The sequence below is a fragment of the Hoeflea sp. BAL378 genome, assembly GCF_000759435.1.
Classification (GTDB): Bacteria; Pseudomonadota; Alphaproteobacteria; order Rhizobiales; family Rhizobiaceae; genus Hoeflea.
Map to the genome: position 1 here is coordinate 46,933 of NZ_JRJG01000029.1, position 17,766 is coordinate 64,698.

At 65.3% G+C, this 17,766-nt stretch carries 19 protein-coding genes; 17 read left to right on the plus strand and 2 right to left on the minus strand.

Annotated features, from left to right (window positions below):
* Nucleotide 1 precedes the first annotated feature (1 nt).
* From LL06_RS08310 to LL06_RS08390, 17 genes are all read left to right on the plus strand, one after another.
* Nucleotides 2–1,492 carry a CoA-acylating methylmalonate-semialdehyde dehydrogenase gene (locus LL06_RS08310; RefSeq protein WP_035524849.1) on the plus strand — a complete coding sequence of 497 codons (1,491 nt, stop codon included), beginning with the start codon at nt 2–4 and terminating at the stop codon, nt 1,490–1,492.
* Nucleotides 1,493–1,495: 3 nt separating this feature from the next.
* Nucleotides 1,496–1,783: a cupin domain-containing protein gene (locus tag LL06_RS08315; protein WP_035524851.1), complete on the plus strand. Its 288-nt coding sequence runs from the start codon at nt 1,496–1,498 to the stop codon at nt 1,781–1,783.
* 9 nt (nt 1,784–1,792) lie between these two features.
* Nucleotides 1,793–3,043 carry a Zn-dependent hydrolase gene (locus tag LL06_RS08320; protein WP_035524853.1) on the plus strand — a complete coding sequence of 417 codons (1,251 nt, stop codon included), beginning with the start codon at nt 1,793–1,795 and terminating at the stop codon, nt 3,041–3,043.
* A gap of 20 nt (nt 3,044–3,063) precedes the next feature.
* A complete protein-coding gene (locus tag LL06_RS08325) occupies nt 3,064–3,954 on the plus strand; it encodes a hypothetical protein (RefSeq protein ID WP_052161314.1) in 891 nt (296 codons plus the stop codon).
* A gap of 129 nt (nt 3,955–4,083) precedes the next feature.
* Complete coding sequence (locus tag LL06_RS08330) at nt 4,084–4,845, plus strand: class II aldolase/adducin family protein (protein ID WP_052161315.1); 762 nt, start codon at nt 4,084–4,086, stop codon at nt 4,843–4,845.
* 125 nt (nt 4,846–4,970) lie between these two features.
* Complete coding sequence (locus tag LL06_RS08335) at nt 4,971–5,339, plus strand: DUF559 domain-containing protein (RefSeq protein WP_035524854.1); 369 nt, start codon at nt 4,971–4,973, stop codon at nt 5,337–5,339.
* A gap of 84 nt (nt 5,340–5,423) precedes the next feature.
* Nucleotides 5,424–6,881: a dihydropyrimidinase gene (hydA, locus tag LL06_RS08340; protein ID WP_035524856.1), complete on the plus strand. Its 1,458-nt coding sequence runs from the start codon at nt 5,424–5,426 to the stop codon at nt 6,879–6,881.
* Nucleotides 6,882–6,883: 2 nt separating this feature from the next.
* On the plus strand, nt 6,884–7,258 hold the full coding sequence (locus LL06_RS08345; protein ID WP_152599536.1) for a hypothetical protein: 375 nt from the start codon (nt 6,884–6,886) through the stop codon (nt 7,256–7,258).
* Nucleotides 7,259–7,284: 26 nt separating this feature from the next.
* Nucleotides 7,285–7,641, plus strand: a complete 357-nt coding sequence (locus tag LL06_RS26325; protein WP_152599537.1) for a hypothetical protein — start codon at nt 7,285–7,287, stop codon at nt 7,639–7,641.
* 98 nt (nt 7,642–7,739) lie between these two features.
* Nucleotides 7,740–8,522 carry an ABC transporter ATP-binding protein gene (locus LL06_RS08355; protein ID WP_035524860.1) on the plus strand — a complete coding sequence of 261 codons (783 nt, stop codon included), beginning with the start codon at nt 7,740–7,742 and terminating at the stop codon, nt 8,520–8,522.
* Nucleotides 8,515–9,000 (plus strand): GNAT family N-acetyltransferase, encoded by a 486-nt coding sequence (locus LL06_RS08360; protein WP_161784951.1) that lies wholly within the window; start codon nt 8,515–8,517, stop codon nt 8,998–9,000. Before LL06_RS08355 ends, LL06_RS08360 begins: the two co-directional genes overlap by 8 nt.
* Nucleotides 8,997–9,335: a GRP family sugar transporter gene (locus LL06_RS08365; RefSeq protein WP_244447080.1), complete on the plus strand. Its 339-nt coding sequence runs from the start codon at nt 8,997–8,999 to the stop codon at nt 9,333–9,335. Before LL06_RS08360 ends, LL06_RS08365 begins: the two co-directional genes overlap by 4 nt.
* Nucleotides 9,332–10,219: an ABC transporter permease gene (locus LL06_RS08370; protein WP_035524862.1), complete on the plus strand. Its 888-nt coding sequence runs from the start codon at nt 9,332–9,334 to the stop codon at nt 10,217–10,219. The genes LL06_RS08365 and LL06_RS08370 overlap by 4 nt, the downstream gene beginning before the upstream one ends.
* The gene (locus LL06_RS08375; RefSeq protein ID WP_035524865.1) at nt 10,216–11,325 is read left to right on the plus strand and encodes an ABC transporter permease; all 1,110 of its coding nucleotides are present in this window, start codon (nt 10,216–10,218) and stop codon (nt 11,323–11,325) included. Before LL06_RS08370 ends, LL06_RS08375 begins: the two co-directional genes overlap by 4 nt.
* A 32-nt stretch (nt 11,326–11,357) precedes the next feature.
* Nucleotides 11,358–12,323, plus strand: a complete 966-nt coding sequence (locus tag LL06_RS08380) for an ABC transporter substrate-binding protein (protein ID WP_035524867.1) — start codon at nt 11,358–11,360, stop codon at nt 12,321–12,323.
* 82 nt (nt 12,324–12,405) lie between these two features.
* The gene (ade, locus tag LL06_RS08385; protein WP_035524870.1) at nt 12,406–14,106 is read left to right on the plus strand and encodes an adenine deaminase; all 1,701 of its coding nucleotides are present in this window, start codon (nt 12,406–12,408) and stop codon (nt 14,104–14,106) included.
* Nucleotides 14,107–14,234: 128 nt separating this feature from the next.
* Nucleotides 14,235–15,335, plus strand: a complete 1,101-nt coding sequence (locus LL06_RS08390; protein WP_035524873.1) for a helix-turn-helix transcriptional regulator — start codon at nt 14,235–14,237, stop codon at nt 15,333–15,335.
* A 34-nt stretch (nt 15,336–15,369) separates the two neighbouring features.
* On the opposite strand, the gene LL06_RS08395 is transcribed toward LL06_RS08390, so the two are convergent.
* Together LL06_RS08395 and LL06_RS08400 are read right to left on the minus strand one after the other, a co-directional pair.
* Nucleotides 15,370–15,726 carry a hypothetical protein gene (locus tag LL06_RS08395; RefSeq protein ID WP_035524876.1) on the minus strand — a complete coding sequence of 119 codons (357 nt, stop codon included), beginning with the start codon at nt 15,724–15,726 and terminating at the stop codon, nt 15,370–15,372.
* A gap of 203 nt (nt 15,727–15,929) precedes the next feature.
* Complete coding sequence (locus LL06_RS08400; protein WP_035524879.1) at nt 15,930–17,582, minus strand: alpha-glucosidase; 1,653 nt, start codon at nt 17,580–17,582, stop codon at nt 15,930–15,932.
* Nucleotides 17,583–17,766: the final 184 nt, after the last annotated feature.

A 17,766-nucleotide genomic window follows, 5' to 3' on the forward strand; every position in this document is an offset into this window, starting at 1 on the left:
CATGCAGATCATCGAAAACGCCATTGGCGGCAAGCTCGTCATTTCCACCTCCGACCGCCGCTCCCCGGTGTTCAACCCGGCCACAGGCGAACAGATCGCCGAACTGCCGCTGTCGACGGTCGAGGAAATCAACGCCGCCGTCGCGTCAGCCAAGGCCGCGCAACCGGCCTGGGGCGCGATGCCGCCCTTGAAGCGCGCGCGCTTCATGTTCAAGTTCAAGGAACTGCTCGACCGCCACGCCGCCGACATCGCCCGCGAGATTTCCCGCGAACACGGCAAGACCCATGACGATGCGCTGGGCGAGGTCACCCGCGGCATCGAGGTGGTGGAGTTCGCCTGCGGCATCCCCAATCTCTTGAAGGGCGATTTCTCCCGCAATGTCGGCCCGGGCGTCGATTCCATCGCCGACCGTCAACCCTTGGGCGTCGTTGCCGGCATCACCCCGTTCAACTTCCCGGCCATGGTGCCGATGTGGATGTACCCGATCGCGGTCGCCTGCGGAAACACCTTCGTCCTGAAACCCTCCGAGCGCGACCCGTCCGCGCCGATGCTGGCGTGGAAACTGTTCCAGGAAGCGGGCTTCCCCGAAGGCGTGCTCAATGTCGTCCATGGCGACAAGCTGGCCGTCGACACGCTGCTCGACCACCCTGACGTCAAGGCCGTGAGCTTCGTCGGCTCCACGCCGATCGCCCAATATGTGTATTCGCGCGGCACCGCCAACGGCAAGCGCGTCCAGGCCCTGGGCGGGGCCAAGAACCACATGGTGATCATGCCCGACGCCGACATGGACCAGGCTGCCGACGCGCTGATGGGCGCGGGCTACGGCTCGGCCGGCGAACGCTGCATGGCGATCTCGGTCGCCGTCCCCGTGGGCGAGAAGACCGCCGACGCGCTGGTCGCCAAGTTGAAGCCCCGCGTCGAGGCGCTGAAGATCGGCCCCGCCACCGACGAGGCTGCCGAAATGGGTCCGGTGGTGACGAAGCAGCACCAGCAGAAGGTGCTGGGCTACATCGACCAGGGCGTGAACGAAGGCGCCGAGCTGGTGGTCGACGGCCGCGGCTTCTCGCTGCAGGGCTACGAGAACGGCTATTTCGTCGGCGGCACGCTGTTCGACCGCGTCACCACAGACATGACTATCTACAGGGAAGAGATCTTCGGCCCGGTGCTCTCGGTGGTCCGCGCCCAAAGCTTCGACGAAGCCGTCAAGATGATCAACGACCACGAATACGGCAACGGCACCGCGATCTTCACCCGCGACGGCGACGCCGCCCGCGCCTTCTCCGATTCCATCGAGGTCGGCATGGTCGGCGTCAACGTGCCGATCCCGGTACCGGTCGCCTACCATTCCTTCGGCGGCTGGAAGCGCTCGCTGTTCGGCGACCATTCGATCTACGGTCCCGAGGGCGTGCGCTTCTACACGCGCCTGAAAACCATCACCTCGCGCTGGCCGAACGGCATCAAGTCCGGCGCCGTCTTCACCTTCCCGAGCTGAGCCATGCACCGCGAACCCGCCACCGCAACAGTCCTGGTCGACGACGAGCGCGTCCGCGTGACACGCTTCGACTTCGCGCCGGGGGCCGAGACCGGCTGGCATGTTCACGGCCATGATTACGTCATCACCCCGGTGACGGACTGCATCATGCTGCTCGAAGAACCCGGCGGCACGTCGCGAACCGTGACCATGGCTGCGGGCGACGCCTATCGCAGACCGATCGGCGTCGAACACAATGTGATCAATGCCGGGACAGGGCGGATGAGCTTTGTCGAAGTCGAACTGAAATAGGAGACCACCATGTCCGCACCCGCCGCCAACCTCCGCATCAACCCCGACCGGCTGTGGGACTCGCTCATGGAGATGGCGAAGATCGGACCCGGCGTGGCGGGCGGCAACAACCGCCAGACCCTGACCGACGAGGACGGCGAGGGCCGCAAACTGTTCCAGCGCTGGTGCGAGGAGGCCGGCATGACGATGGGCGTCGACACCATGGGCAACATGTTCATGACAAGGCCCGGCACCGACCCCGACGCCCTGCCCGTCTATGTCGGCTCCCATCTCGACACCCAGCCGACGGGCGGCAAGTATGACGGCGTGCTGGGCGTGCTCGGCGGCCTCGAACTGGTCCGCACCCTGAACGATCTCGGCATCAGGACGAAACATCCGATCGTGGTGGTCAACTGGACCAACGAGGAAGGCACCCGCTTTGCTCCCGCCATGCTCGCCTCGGGCGTCTTCGCCGGCATCCATGAGCAGGACTGGGCCTATGACCGGGTCGACGCCAAGGGCAAGCGCTTCGGCGACGAGCTGGAACGCATCGGCTGGAAGGGCGACGAGGAAGTGGGGGCGCGCAAGATGCATGCGCTGTTCGAGCTCCACATCGAGCAGGGACCGATCCTCGAGGCCGAGGGCAAGGACATCGGCGTCGTCACCCACGGCCAGGGCCTGCGCTGGATCCAGTGCACGGTGACCGGCAAGGAAAGCCACACCGGCTCGACCCCGATGCCGATGCGCAGGAACGCCGGCCGCGGCCTCGCACAGATCACCGAGCTTGTGCACCAGATCGCGATCGACAATGCGCCGAACGCCGTGGGCGCCATCGGCCATATCGACGTCTACCCCAATTCCCGCAACATCATCCCCGGCAAGGTGGTCTTCACCATCGATTTCCGCAGCCACGAGATCGATACGCTCAACGGCATGGTCGAGCGGCTGATGGCGGAAGCGCCGAAACTCTGCACCGACCTCGGCCTGGCGTTCGAGGCGGAGATCGTCGGCCAGTTCGACCCGCCGGAATTCGACCATGGCTGCGTCAAGGCGATCCGCGACGCCGCCGAGCGGCTCGGCTACTCGCACATGGACATCATCTCCGGCGCCGGCCACGACGCCTGCTGGATCAACCGCGTGGCGCCCACAGCCATGGTGATGTGCCCCTGCGTCGACGGGCTCTCGCACAACGAGGCCGAGGAGATCTCCAAGGAATGGGCGGCCGCCGGCGCCGACGTGCTGATGCATGCGGTGGTGGAGACGGCCGGGGTGGTGGAGTAAAGTCAGGAAGACTGGATGTCATGGACATAGACGCGCTGCTGCACAGCGTCATCCGTTTCTCGAATTTCATGACCTCGCGTCTCATCGTGGCGGGGGTGTTCTTCTACGTCATGACCGGCTTTACCGACATCGGCTCGACCGCCGAGGGCTTCCTGCCCGACATGGAGCTGATCAACCAGGTCGTCGCCAACTACCAGACCATCTTCGACCTCCTGGGCGTGTCCGATTTCGCGCTGCTGTTCATCCTTTTCGTCTTCCTCACCACCATTCACATCGTCCATGTCGGCTTCGACCGCGTCGGCGCCTACCTGCCGCCGGGCATCATTCCCCTGAGGGGCTGGGACGCGATCGAGGACCTGATCCATCCGGCTTTCGAGATCCTGCGCGACGCCCGCGGAACGGAGCACTCGGAGGAGGAGAACCAGAGGCTCTACGAGTTCGACAAGAAGCTGCGCGAGATCGACGCCGCCAACGAGGCGGCCTACCGCGAGGAACTGGAGGGCGTGAGCACCGCGTTCCGCATCGCCAAGTCCTTCATCCTGTTTTCGCTCACGGTCTGGATCTACGCCGCGCTGACCGGCGCCTATCGCGGCGACATGATCCTGCTCCTGGTGATCCTGGCGACCTCCTTGCTGGTGGCGCTCTACGCCGCCTTCCGCATCTTCAGGGCCCACGGGCTCAGGATCGCCGACCTGCGCCAGGAGGTCTCGTCCCAGTTCATCGGCTTCGCCCGGATCTGGACCCCGCTCGACCACCAGGAGCGCGTGCTCAGGGCCTGCGTCGCCTCGAAAAAGCTGAAATCGGCCACTTTCGCGGTCCTGGTCCCGGTCTTCGGCACGCTCGACAGCCTTGTCGGCGAATGGCGCGGATGGACCAGGAACAAGGCCCGCCGCACCGGGGCCGACCGATGATTTCAAGTGCAAAGCCCGGAGGAGCATGGAAGAATAGGCGCCTGGGCAAGCCGGCTGTGGTTGTCCTTTTGAAGGCACTGAGCCACACATTCAGCAGGGGCCCGGCCCCAGGCAAGGGAGTATGACACCATGACCATTTCCCCCAACATCGTCCCCATCGACCGCTCCGAGGAGCGCCAGTTGCGCATCGATCTCGCCGCCGCGCTGCGCCTCGCCGCCTATTACGACTGGCACGAGGGCGTCGCCAACCATTTCTCCGCCGCCGTCTCGCCCGACGGCAGGACATTCCTGGTCAATCCGCGCTGGCGGCATTTCTCCCGCGCCAGAGCGAGCGAGTTGCTGCTGGTCGACGCCGACGATCCCGACACGATGAAGCGGCCCGACGCGCCCGACCCTTCCGCCTGGTCGATCCATTCGGCGATCCACCGCCGCATTCCCCATGCGCGGGTGGCGCTGCACCTGCATCCGCCCTACGCCACGACGCTCGCCACGCTGAAGGACCCGTCGATCAAGCCGATCGACCAGGTCACCGCACGCTTTTTCAACCGCCTGGCGATGGACATGAGCTTCGGCGGCATCGCCACCGAGGAGGCCGAGGGCGAGCGCATCGCCGCCACCGTCGGCAATCATTCGGCCGTCATGATGGCCAATCACGGCGTCACCACCGTGGCGCCGACCGTGGCCGAGGCCTTTGACGCCATGTACCACCTCGAACGCGCGGCGCGGACCATGGTGCTGGCCTATTCCACCGGCCAGGAACTCAACGTCATGAGCGACGAGCTCGCCGAATCCGTGGCGCTCGAATGGGAGGCCTACAAGGACGCGGAATACTCCCATTTCGAGGAAATGAAGCGCGTGCTGGACCGGGAGAATCCGGGCTATGCGGAGTGAAGGGGCTGCATGATTGAGGAAAGCCACAGTGCCGGAGGCCAGTCACCTCTCCCCCTCGTGAGGGAGCGGGAGGCATCTGTCCCCCTCCCCCTTGAGGGGAGGGGTTAGGGGTGGGGGTATTGTCGATGTCACCATCCGCTGTCGCACCAAGACTGATCTCTCAGGCGCGCCGTCTCCGACGCTCCATGACGGAGGGAGAGAAACGACTTTGGACGGAACTTCGGGAATTTCGCCGGCTCTATGGAATTCACGTTCGGAAACAGGTCCCACTCGGACCCTACATCGCGGATTTTGCCATCCATTCGGCCAGACTTGTCCTTGAAGTTGATGGGGAGCACCACTTCACCCCCGTCGGCATGGAGAAAGATACGAGACGGGATAAGTGGCTGGAGAAGGCAGGGTACAAGGTGATCAGATTCAATACTGGAGAACTGGCCGACGGGCTGGACGGTTGCATCGAGCGGATACTCCGGGAGTTGCGGTTGATGGACTGAGCATTGGCATACCCCCACCCCTAACCCCTCCCCTCAAGGGGGAGGGGGACTAACCCGCACCATAATCAACACGGGAACAAGATCATGAGCACCACAGTCATCAAGAACGGAACCATCGTCACCGCCGACCTCACCTACAAGGCCGACGTGATGATCGAGGGCGGGGTGATCACCGCGATCGGGCCGAACCTCGTGGGCGACACCGCGCTCGACGCCACCGGCTGCTATGTCATGCCCGGCGGCATCGATCCGCACACCCATCTCGAAATGCCGTTCATGGGCACCTATTCGGCCGATGATTTCGAAAGCGGCACGCGCGCGGCGCTGTCGGGCGGCACCACCATGGTGATCGATTTCGCCCTGCCCGCCCCCGGTCAGTCGCTGCTGGAAGCCTTGACCATGTGGGACAACAAGTCGACCCGGGCCAATTGCGACTACTCCTTCCACATGGCGATCACCTGGTGGGGCGAGCAGGTGTTCAACGAGATGGAGACCGTGGTCAGGGACAAGGGCATCACCACCTTCAAGCACTTCATGGCCTACAAGGGCGCGCTGATGGTCGACGACGACGAGATGTACGCCTCCTTCAGCCGCGTCGGCGAACTGGGCGGCATCGCCATGGTCCATGCCGAGAACGGCGACGTGGTGGCCCAGCTCCAGCAGAAGCTGCTCGCCGCAGGCAACAACGGGCCAGAGGCACATGCCTATTCGCGGCCGGCCGAAGTCGAGGGCGAGGCCACCAACCGCGCCATCATGATCGCCGACATGGCGGGCACGCCGCTTTATGTGGTGCACACCTCCTGCGAGCAGAGCCACGAGGCGATCCGCCGTGCCCGGCAGAAGGGCATGCGCGTCTGGGGCGAGCCGCTGATCCAGCACCTGACTCTCGACGAGAGCGAATACGCCCATCCCGACTGGGACCACGCCGCGCGCCGGGTGATGAGCCCGCCCTTCCGCAACAAGTTGCACCAGGACTCGCTCTGGGCCGGGCTTTCGGCGGGCTCGCTGCAGGTGGTCGCCACCGACCACTGCGCCTTCACCACCGAGCAGAAGCGCTATGGCGTCGGCGATTTCACCAAGATCCCCAACGGCACCGGCGGGCTCGAGGACCGCATGCCGATGCTCTGGACCTATGGCGTGGCCACCGGGCGGCTCACCATGAACGAGTTCGTGGCCGTGACCTCCACCAACATCGCCAAGATCCTCAACTGCTACCCGAAGAAGGGCGCGGTGCTGGTCGGCGCCGACGCCGACCTCGTGGTGTGGGACCCGGAGAAGTCCAAGACCATCACCGCCGGGGCGCAGCAGTCGGCGATCGATTACAATGTGTTCGAGGGCAAAGAGGTCAAGGGCCTGCCGCGCTACACGCTGACCCGCGGCCACGTGGCCGTGCATGACGGCGAGATCCGCACCCAGGAAGGCCACGGCAAGTTCGTCGCCCGCGAACCGGTGACGCCCACCAACAAGGCCCTGTCGACCTGGAAGGAACTGACCTCGCCGCGCAAGGTCGAGCGCTCGGGCATTCCGGCGAGCGGGGTGTGACCATGATCAGGCGTGTCTTGAGCGTCGTGGTTTTTGCCGGGTTTTTCGTCGCCCCGGCGCTTGCCGACCAATTGCCGATCGACGGCAATTACGGCAACGAGGCCGGCTGCCAGGCGCTGGCCGATCCGACATCGATCGCTGATAGCAAGATCATCGTCACGGCCCAGAAGGTCGATTTCTATGAATCCTCCTGCGATTTTCTTCAGGTCCTGACCGGCTCCTATGGGCGCTCGGTCGTCACGGCGCTGTGTGCCGGTGAAGGCCAGGACTGGATCTCGACCTATCTGGTTGCGCCGGACATCGACACTCCCGTAGCGCTGCATTTCACGATGCAGGGCAGTGACGAGTTCCAGTTCACGGTCATGAAATGCGAGTGAACCGGCAGGCAGGACTCCCGGGCGTCATGCTCGCCGCAGCCGCGCTTGCCGGGGCCGCGGGTCCGGCCCGTGCGGAGATGGCTGCCATCGACGGCGCCTATGGCAATGCCGAGGGCTGCGAGTTCTTCAGGACCGGCAGGACCGTCTCCGATGCGCAGCTTCTGCTGACGCCCAGCGAGGTGTCGAGCTATGCGAGTTCCTGCGACGGCCTGACGCTCGCGGACGAGGCGGAGGGGGTTCTGACCGTCGACGGGCTCTGCCACGAGGAAGGCGAGAGCGGCGCGGCGCCGACACGGTTCACGATCTCGCGCAATCCGGACGCGACCTATATGGTGAGGTTCGACGACCTCATCGTTTGGGGCCCCTTGGGGAAATGTCCATGACCGCACCGGCGTGTGATGGCACAGTCCTTGCCCCTGACGACAAGGTCCGGCATGAGGAACAAAAATGGGGAACGAAATGAAACAAAAAGCAGCACTTCATGCCTGAGACAGTCATTTCCGCCCAAAATCTGGACCTCACCTTCGAGACCAATGACGGGCCCGTGCACGCGCTGAAGGACATCACGCTCGACATCGCCGAGGGCGAGTTCGTCTCGCTGATCGGGCCGTCGGGCTGCGGCAAGACCACGCTGCTGCGCGTGATCGCCGATCTCGAGAAGCCCACCGGCGGCACCATGAGCGTGAACGGCATGACGCCGGAACAGGCGCGCCTGGCCCGCGCCTATGGCTATGTATTCCAGCAGGCGGCCCTCCTGCCCTGGCGCACCATCGAGGACAATGTCGGCCTGCCGCTCGAGGTGATGGGGCTCGACAGGGCGACCCGCACTGAGAGGATCCGGAGCAACCTGGCGCTGGTCAACCTGGCGGGCTTCGAGAAGAAATTCCCCTGGCAGCTCTCGGGCGGCATGCAGCAGCGCGCCTCCATCGCCCGCGCGCTCGCCGTCGAACCGGCGATGCTGCTGATGGACGAGCCCTTCGGCGCGCTCGACGAGATCGTCCGCGACCATTTGAACGAGCAGTTGCTCAAACTCTGGGCCAAGACGAAGAAGACCGTGGTCTTCGTCACCCACTCGATCCCCGAGGCCGTGTTCCTGTCGACACGCATCGTGGTGATGAGCCCGCGCCCGGGCCGCATCCACGAGATCATCGACTGCGACCTCGGCCCCGACCGGCCGCTCGACATCCGCGAGACGCCGGAATTCCTGAAGATCGCCCACCAGGTGCGTGAAGGCCTGAAGGCGGGACACAGCTATGATGAATAGGGCCGCCCGCAAAGCCGCTGCACTGCCTGTCGTCCGCCGCGCCGCTGCCCAGGATTTGCCGGCCTGCGCCGCGATCATCAACGACTACATGGATGCCACGGACTGGTTGCCGCGCACGATCGACCGGAAGGCGATCGAAGAGATGTTCGCCCCCGAGTTGCTCAACAAACGCACCATCTTAGTGGCCGAAGACGGGGACGCAATCATCGGCTATCTGTCGATGGATCATCAGGCAGGCTTCATTCACGCGCTCTATCTGCGTCCGCACGCCCAAGGCAAGGGCCTGGGCAAGGCCCTGCTCGACGCCGCCAAGGACGCCCGCCCGCAGGGCTTCGAACTGACCGTCTTCGAACCCAATGCGGAGGCCATGCGGTTCTACATCCGGGAAGGCCTGGTTGAAGTGCCCGAGGGCCGCAACGACAAGACACCCGAAGGCGTGCCGACCTTGCTGATGCGCTGGCAGGGAGCCTCGACATGATGAGCACCTCGCTGATGATCTGGCTCGCCGGCGCCATGGCCGTGTTCCTCGCGGCCGCCAGCAGCCTCAGGATCTATGTCGACCGGCCCTCGGTCTGGCTGCTGGCGCTCGCCATCGGGCTCTATTCCGTCGGCAATTTGATGATGGTGCGGCTGATGAAGGAAAGCGGGCTGGCGGTGGCCATGTCGCTGTCGGCGGTGCTGCAACTGGTGCTGATCAACATTGTCGGACTGCTGATCTTCGGCGAGCGACCGACCAACATGCAGATCGGCGGCATCACGCTCGGCATCGTCGCCGTCACGCTGATCGTCTGGCCGCAGGGGAGACAGGGATGACCGGCGGGAGCTTCCTCAGGGACCGGGTGTTTCCGGTGGCCTCGATCCTTCTGGTGATCATGGTCGCCTGGTATCTGGCGGCCTACTGGATGAATGCGCCGTTCCAGCGCGATTTCGACCGGCGCGCCGGCGAGACCCGCACCGCGGTCGAGTTCCTGGCGCTGACCATGAGCCAGCCCAAGCCCACCATGCCGGCGCCACACCAGGTGGCCGAGAACCTGTGGAAGAACACGCTCACCGTCAAGCCGTGGTCGAAGCGCAGCCTCGTCTACCATTCCTGGATCACGCTGTCGGCAACGCTGCTGGGCTTTGCCATGGGCACGGCGCTGGGCGTGGTGATCGCCATCGGCATCGTCCACATTCCCGCGCTCGACCGCTCCTTCCTGCCCTGGATCATCGCCTCGCAGACGATCCCGATCCTCGCCATCGCGCCGATGATCATCGTGCTTCTCTCGGCCATCGGCGTCACCGGGCTGCTGCCCAAGGCGCTGATTTCCACCTATCTGTCGTTCTTCCCGGTCGCCGTCGGCATGGTCAAGGGCCTGCGCTCGCCCGACGTGCTGCATCTCGACCTGATGCGCACCTATTCCGCCAACAAGCTGCAGACCCTGTGGAAGCTTCGCATCCCCGCCTCGGTGCCGTTCTTCTTCGCCTCGATGAAGGTGGCGATCGCCGCCTCGCTGATCGGCGCCATTGTCGGCGAACTCCCCACCGGCGCGGTGGCGGGCATCGGCTCCAAGCTGCTCGCCGGCTCCTATTACAGCCAGACCATCGATATCTTCGCGGCGCTGATCGCGGGCTCGGTGGTGGCCATCCTGCTCGTAAGCCTGGTCGACGGTCTCGGCCGCCTGGTCAACGCCCGCATGGGAGCGCGCCAGCCATGAGCCTCTTCCGTCCCAACTGGCAGGCGCTCGCAGCGCTTCTGGCCACGCTCTTGAGCCTCACCGCCCTGCCCTACACCGCCGGCATGAGCGCCCAGTTTTCCCTCGCCGTCGCCGTGCTCCTGGCCGCCGGCGCCATCGTCTCGATGCTGCGGCTGGCGGCGGGCCTCGAAGCGCTGGTCCTGCTGGTGGCGAGTTTCGGCGCGGCTTCCATGCTGATCGCCGGCCTCGCCGGCGCCACCGGCACCGCCTCCGCCGGCTATTTCGCCAGCCTCGTCGCCGCCTGGCTGCTGGGCTGGCGGCTGGTCACCGTGCTGTCAGGCGACGGCAGCCGCACCGGCCAGACCGCCGGCATCGTCGCCATCACCGTGCCGGCCCTGTTCGGCATCTGGGTGCTGATCCTGTGGGAATGCATCGTCCGCGGCGCGGGCGTGCCCTTCGTGCTGCTGCCGCCGCCCTCGGCCATCGGGCTCCGCATCGGCAACTCGCTGCCGATTCTTGCCGCCGACTTCCGCCAGACCGTGCTCAAGGCGGTGCTGTTCGGCTATGTGGTGGGGTCGCTCACGGGTTTCCTCGTCGCCATCCTCGCCGACCGCTTCCGCTTCTTCGCCAACGGGCTGCTGCCGGTGGGCAACATGGTCTCGGCCCTGCCGATGATCGGCATCGCGCCGGTCATGGTGATCTGGTTCGGCTTCGACTGGCAGTCCAAGGCCGCCGTGGTCATCGTCATGACCTTCTTCCCGATGCTGGTGAACACGCTCGCGGGCCTTGCCGCGTCGAGCGACATGGAGCGCGACCTGATGCGCACCTATGGCGCCGGCCACTGGCAGGTGCTCATGAAACTGCGGCTTCACGCCGCAATGCCTTTCATCTTCAATGCCCTCAAGATCAACTCGACGCTCGCGCTGATCGGCGCCATCGTCGCCGAGTTTTTCGGAACGCCGATCGTCGGCATGGGCTTTCGCATTTCGACCGAAGTGGGTCGGATGAACCTCGACATGGTCTGGGCGGAAATTGCCCTTGCGGCCGTTGTCGGGTCTTTGTTTTATGGGGCGCTTGCACTTCTCGAGCGAACCGTCACATTCTGGCATCCGAGCTATCGCAGATAAGAGGCCGGGGCCTTAACCAGAGGAGAACGTCAATGAAGAAAACACTCGGACTGACACTGGCACTCACCATGACGCTGATGGCGGGCGCGGCGCAGGCCGCCGACAAGGTGACCCTGCAGCTCAAATGGGTCGCGCAGTCCCAGTTCGCGGGCTATTACGTCGCCAAGGACAAGGGCTTCTACGAAGAGGCCGGCCTTGATGTCGAGATCAAGCCGGGCGGCCCCGACATCGCGCCGGAACAGGTGATCGCCGGCGGCGGCGCCGACGTCATCGTCGACTGGATGGGCGGCGCGCTCGCCGCGCGCGAAAAGGGCGTGGGCCTCGTCAACATCGCCCAGCCCTACAAGAAGGCCGGCATGGAAATGGTCTGCCCGGCCGACGGCCCGGTCAAGACCGAAGCCGACTTCAAGGGCCGCACGCTGGGCGTCTGGTTCTACGGCAACGAGTATCCGTTCTTTGCCTGGATGAACAAGCTGGGCCTCTCCACCGAAGGCGGACCTGACGGCGTCACCGTGCTCAAGCAGAGCTTCGACGTGCAGCCGCTGATCCAGAAGCAGGCCGACTGCATCTCGGTCATGACCTACAACGAGTACTGGCAGCTCATCGACGCCGGCTACAAGCCGGAAGACCTGATCGTCTTCAACTATTCGGAAATGGGCAACGACCTGTTGGAAGACGGCCTCTACACGCTGGAGGAAAACCTCAAGGATCCGGCCTATGTCGACAAGATGGTCAAGTTCGTCTCGGCCTCGATGAAGGGCTGGGAATACGCCATCGCCAATCCCGAGGAAGCTGCCTCGATCGTCATGGACAATGGCGGCCAGGACGAGAACCACCAGGTGCGGATGATGGGCGAAGTGGCCAAGCTGATCGGCGAACCCGACGCCAAGCTGATCCCGGAAGCCTATGAGCGCACCGCCAAGGCGTTGCTCGACCAGAAGATCATCACCAAGGAGCCGGAAGGCGCCTGGACCTCGGTCGTCACCGACAAGATGTAATCGTCCTTTTGGGTTAAACTCGACCGGTCGGCCCGAAAGGCCGGCCGGTTTTTGATTCGCCACACCAGCAACGGGGCCAGCCATGACAGACAGACTTGGCGACATGATCGACCAGGGCCAGGGCAAGGCGCCCGCCGACATCGTGCTCAAGGGCGGCCGGCTGTTCGACCTTACCACCGGCACTTTGCGCGACGGCGACATCGCCCTCTGCGGCGATCGCATCGTCGGCACGCTGGAAAGCTATTCCGGTGTCGAGGAAATCGACATTTCCGGCCGGATCGTCGTCCCCGGCTTCATCGACACCCATCTGCACATCGAGAGCTCGCTGGTCACCCCGCATGAGTTCGACCGCTGCGTGCTGCCGCGCGGCGTGACCACGGCGATCTGCGATCCGCACGAGATCGCCAATGTGCTCGGCGCCGAAGGGATAAGCTATTTCCTCGATTGCTCGCTGCAGACGATCATGGACATCCGCGTGCAGCTCTCGAGCTGCGTGCCGGCCACCCATCTCGAGACCGCCGGCGCGCGGCTCGACATCGACGACCTCCTGCCCTTCCGCGACCACCCCCAGGTGATCGGCCTCGCCGAATTCATGAACTTCCCCGGCGTTCTGGCAAAGGACCCCGCCTGCATGGCCAAGCTCGAAGCCTTCCAGGGCGGCCATATCGACGGCCATGCGCCGCTGCTGCGCGGGCTCGGCCTCAACGGCTATCTCGCCGCCGGCATCCGCACCGAGCACGAATCCACCACCGCCGCCGAAGCGCTCGAGAAGATGTCGAAGGGCATGCATGTGCTGGTGCGCGAGGGCTCGGTCAGCCGCGATCTCGACGCGCTGATCCCGATCATCACCGAGCGCAACTCGCCGTTCCTGGCGCTCTGCACCGACGACCGCAATCCGCTCGACATCGCCGAGCACGGCCATCTCGACTACATGATCCGCCACGCCATCGCCAAGGGCGTCGAGCCGCTGGCGATCTACCGCGCCGCCTCGATCTCGGCCGCCCGCGCCTTCGGTCTGAGGGACCGCGGCCTGGTGGCGCCGGGCTGGCGCGCCGACCTGGTGGTGCTCGACAGCCTGGAGGCATGCAACGCCCAGATGGTGTTCTCCGCCGGCCGCCGCGTCACCGACGCGCTGTTCGCCGGCCGCGCCGAAACCCCGCTGGTCGGCACCGACAGCGTGCGCGCGCCCATGGTCGAAGCCGCCTCCTTCACCGTCCGCAAGAATAGAAGCCGGACCCCGGTGATCGGCATCCTCCCCGGCAAGATCATCACCGAGCGGCGCGATCTCGACCTCGCCATCGACAAGGGCGAGAAGCAGGTCGATCTCAGCCGCGACATCCTCAAGATCGCGGTGATCGAACGCCATGGCAGGAACGGCAACATCGCCACCGGCTTCGTCCAGGGCTTCGGGCTGAAGCGCGGCGCCATCGCCTCGACCGTCGGCCATGACAGCCACAATATCTGCGTCGTCGGCGCTTCCGAGACGGACATGGCGGTTGCCGCCAACCGGCTGAGCGAGATCCGCGGCGGCTTCGTCGTGGCCGAGGGCGGCAAGGTCGTGGCCGAGATCGCCCTGCCCGTTGCCGGCCTGATGAGCGACCGGCCCTATGAATGGGTGCGCGAAACGCTGATTCCCTTGCGCAAGGCCGCGAAAGCGCTGGGCGGGACGCTCGACGAGCCGTTCCTGCAACTGGCCTTCCTGCCGCTGCCGGTGATCCCGCACCTCAAGATCTCCGACCGCGGCATGATCGACGTCGACGCCTTCGAGATCATCGATCCGTAAGCACGCCCGGAGACGGGGACCGCCCTCCGGTCGTGCTCCGGTCTGCACAGTATCGCCCCCCTCCGGCTTGTGCTAAAATGGCGCAATTCTGCGGGTCGGGCGGTTCCGGTGGGGCTATGGCGACAGATTTGACAGAGGCTTCAAACGGGCTGCTGGAGGCGGCGCTGCTCGGCTCCGACTGGCGCGAAGCCCTGTCGACCTATTCCGAGGCCGCGGGAGCCAAGGGCGCGACGCTGGTGCGCTACCAGCCGCGCGACGTGCTGAAATCCCGCCTGCACAACGAGTTCGTGCTGTCGACCGACTCGCTGGCCTCCTCCGTGGCCGACTATCTCGCCGGCCAGGCGCCCCCGGACCCCAGGATCGCACGGGTCAGCCCGGGTCTCGGCGACGGCTTCGTGACCGACTTCGACCAGTTCACGCCGGACGAGATTGGCCGCGACGCGTTCTACGAGGAATTCCTGCGGCCCAGGGACGTGCGCTGGCACGCCTGCGCCCGCATCGACACCTCCTCCCGCGTCGGCGACCTCTATCTGAGCCTGAAGCGCTCGGTGAGACAGGAGCATTACTCCCGCGCCGAAATCCGCGCGATCAACGCCTGCCTGCCGACGATCCGCATGGCCGCGGCGATCTCGAGGACCATCCTGCAAGCCGAGCAGCGCGGCAAGAACTCCGTCTTCGACGGACGCGGCGAGGCGCTGTTCGAATTCGATGTCCGCGGACGGGTGATCGACTTCAATCCGCTGGCCGGCAGGCTGATCGGCGATTTCCTCGATCTGAGCCGAGGCCAGCTCTCGGCGCTGTCGCGCGACGACACCAACCGCCTGGCCCGGGCGATTGCCGCGCCGCTCGGCGTGCCCCCGCGCGTGGCCTGCGTCGTGCTGGGCGAGCCCGGTTCGGACCGGCGCGTGATCTTCAAGACCTTTCCGGTTGTGGGAAGCGCCCACGATGTCTTCGGCGCCACCGCGGCGATGGCGGTGGCGACGCTCTGGGAGCGGCCCGGTTGGCCGCCCGACGCCCTGGTGGCGAGCCTGAGGGAATCCTTCGGCCTGACCAATGCCGAGGCGCGGATCGCAGCCCTGGTGGGACTGGGCGTCAGCCTCGCCCAGTCGGCCGCGACGCTGGGAATCGGAATCGGGACGGCGCGAAACTACTTCAAGGCGGCGCAGACGAAGATCGGCGTCTCGCGCCAGGCGGAACTGGTCCTCCTGGTCGGTTCCATGAAGGTCTAGATCCCGTCAGGATTATGACCCGCGCCGTCGCGCGTCACAGGCAGGGGTTACGGATCAGCTCGCCGCCGCCGCCCGAATCTCCGGCCATCAGGATCGCATCGCCGCGCGGCAACAGCGGCAGATCCTCCTCGATCGCCGTGGAGGCGGAAGCGGGCGTGATGAAGGCGAAGCTTCCCAGCGCTTCCAGCGCCGTGACCACCACATTTCCGCCAGGCTGCTGCAATGTCGCGCATTTGGGGTATTTGGGCTTCTTCTTCGGCGTCCCGTCGTCATCGTAGTCGAACCGGTTTTTGGGCGCTTCGCAACTCGCCACGCCCAATGCGACAAGCACGAGGACGGAGGTCGCCAGGACCGACAGGTAACGGGATTTCGGGACCGAGGGTGATCGCATGTTCGCATCCTTCGATGTTCGATGGCGGCAGGCGCCGGCAAGCCGCGGCCTTGCTTCCCAGACCAAGACAAATCCCGGTCGGGCGAGGCGCCGGAGCCTCGCCGTCCGTCAGCCGGCTTTCCCGGATCTGTCCCGACATGATTCCATCGGCGAAGGGCTTTTCCTACTCCCAAATGGGACTGCCCGGACCTTCGCGAACGCGCTCAGGCGAGCCGGGCGCAGAAGGCGTCGAGACCGGCCAGATGCACCGTGCGGCCGTCATGCCCGGGCGCGAAGCCCGGCAGGCGGACCATCTCGGCGATCTCCAGGTCCGACGGTGCCGTCCACTCGACCCCGGTGCGGGCCAGGTTGAAGACGAACAGGAACCGCTCGTTGCCCGCGCCGCGGGTGAAGGCCAGCAGGTCGCCATTGGTCTCCAGGAAGACCATCTCGCCGTCGATCAGGCTTTGGTGCGACCGGCGGAACTCCAGCATGTGACGGTAGTGGCCGAGGATCGAGCCGCTCAGATGCTCCTGCTGCTCCACCGCATGCTGGCGATGGCTGTCCGGGATCGGCAGCCAGGTCCGCGGCGCGTCCGAGAACCCGGCATTGGGCGCATTGCGGTCCCACACCATCGGCGTGCGGCATCCGTCGCGGCCCTTGTAGGCCGGCCAGAACCTGATGCCATAGGGATCGGTGAGATCCTCGAAGGCGAGCTCGGCCTCCTCCAGTCCCAGCTCCTCGCCCTGGTAGAGGCAGATCGAGCCGCGGAACGAGGTGAGCAGAGTGATGGCGAAGCGGGCCATCTGCCGCGGATCGTCGCCGGCCTGGGTCCATCGCGAGACATGGCGTTCAACGTCGTGGTTGGAAAACGACCAGCAGACCCAGCCGTCCTGCACCACCGACTGGAAATTGGCGATGCTGCGGCGGAAATGTTCGGCGGAAAACTCCGCGCCGAGCATGTCGAAAGTGTAGCACATGTGCAGCTTGTCGCCGCCATTGGTGTAGGCGGCGGCCGTCTTGAGCGAGCGGCGGCCGTCGCCCACTTCGCCCACGGTGGTGCGCCCCTCATACTCGTCGAGCAGGGCGCGCAGCCGCTGCAGGAAGACGATGTTCTCGGGTTGGGACTTGTCGTAGAGATGGTCCTGGAAGCCGTAGGGATTGGTGTCGGGCGCGTCCACGCCCATGAAGTTGCCGTCCTCCGCCGACAGCGCCAGCGGCGGGTTGTCGCGCAGTTCGGCGTCATGGAAATAGAAGTTCACCGTGTCGAGCCGGAACCCGTCGACGCCCCGGTCGAGCCAGAAGCGGACGGTGTCGAGGATGGCGTTCTGCGCATCTTCATTGTGGAAATTGATGTCCGGCTGCGAGGCCAGGAAATTGTGCATGTAGTACTGGCGCCGCGTGCTGTCCCACTCCCAGGCCGGACCGCCGAAGATCGACAGCCAGTTGTTGGGCGCGGTACCGTCGGGCTTGGGATCGGCCCAGATGTACCAGTCGGCTTTGGCGTTGTCGCGGCTCGACCGGCTCTCCTTGAACCAGGCATGCTGGTCGGAGGAATGCGAGATCACCTGGTCGATGATGATCTTGAGCCCCTTCGCATGGGCCTTCTCGATCAGTTCGTCGAAATCGGACAACATGCCGAACATCGGGTCGATATCGCAATAATCCGACACGTCGTAGCCGAAATCGGCCATCGGCGACTTGAAGAAGGGCGACAGCCAGATGGCGTCGACGCCGAGCGAGGCGATGTGGTCGAGCCGCCTGATGATGCCGCGGAGGTCGCCGACGCCGTCGCCGGACGTGTCCTGGTAGGAGCGCGGATAGACCTGGTAGATGACGCAGCCGCGCCACCAGTTCTGCGATGTCGTCTTGCTCACGGGGGACTCCCTTTCGGACGGGTCGCGCCGAGCGGCGCCTGCGGTTTCTAATCGTTTAAAACAGCCGCTTTTGCCTTACAACCCCGCAAGGCGGCAAAGTTTCCGGCATCCCCGGTCCGGCGAAGGCCCCTGCGCAAGGAGACCAGACCGCTTCGCAGCCTGCACAGCGCTGGAGCTGTTTGCT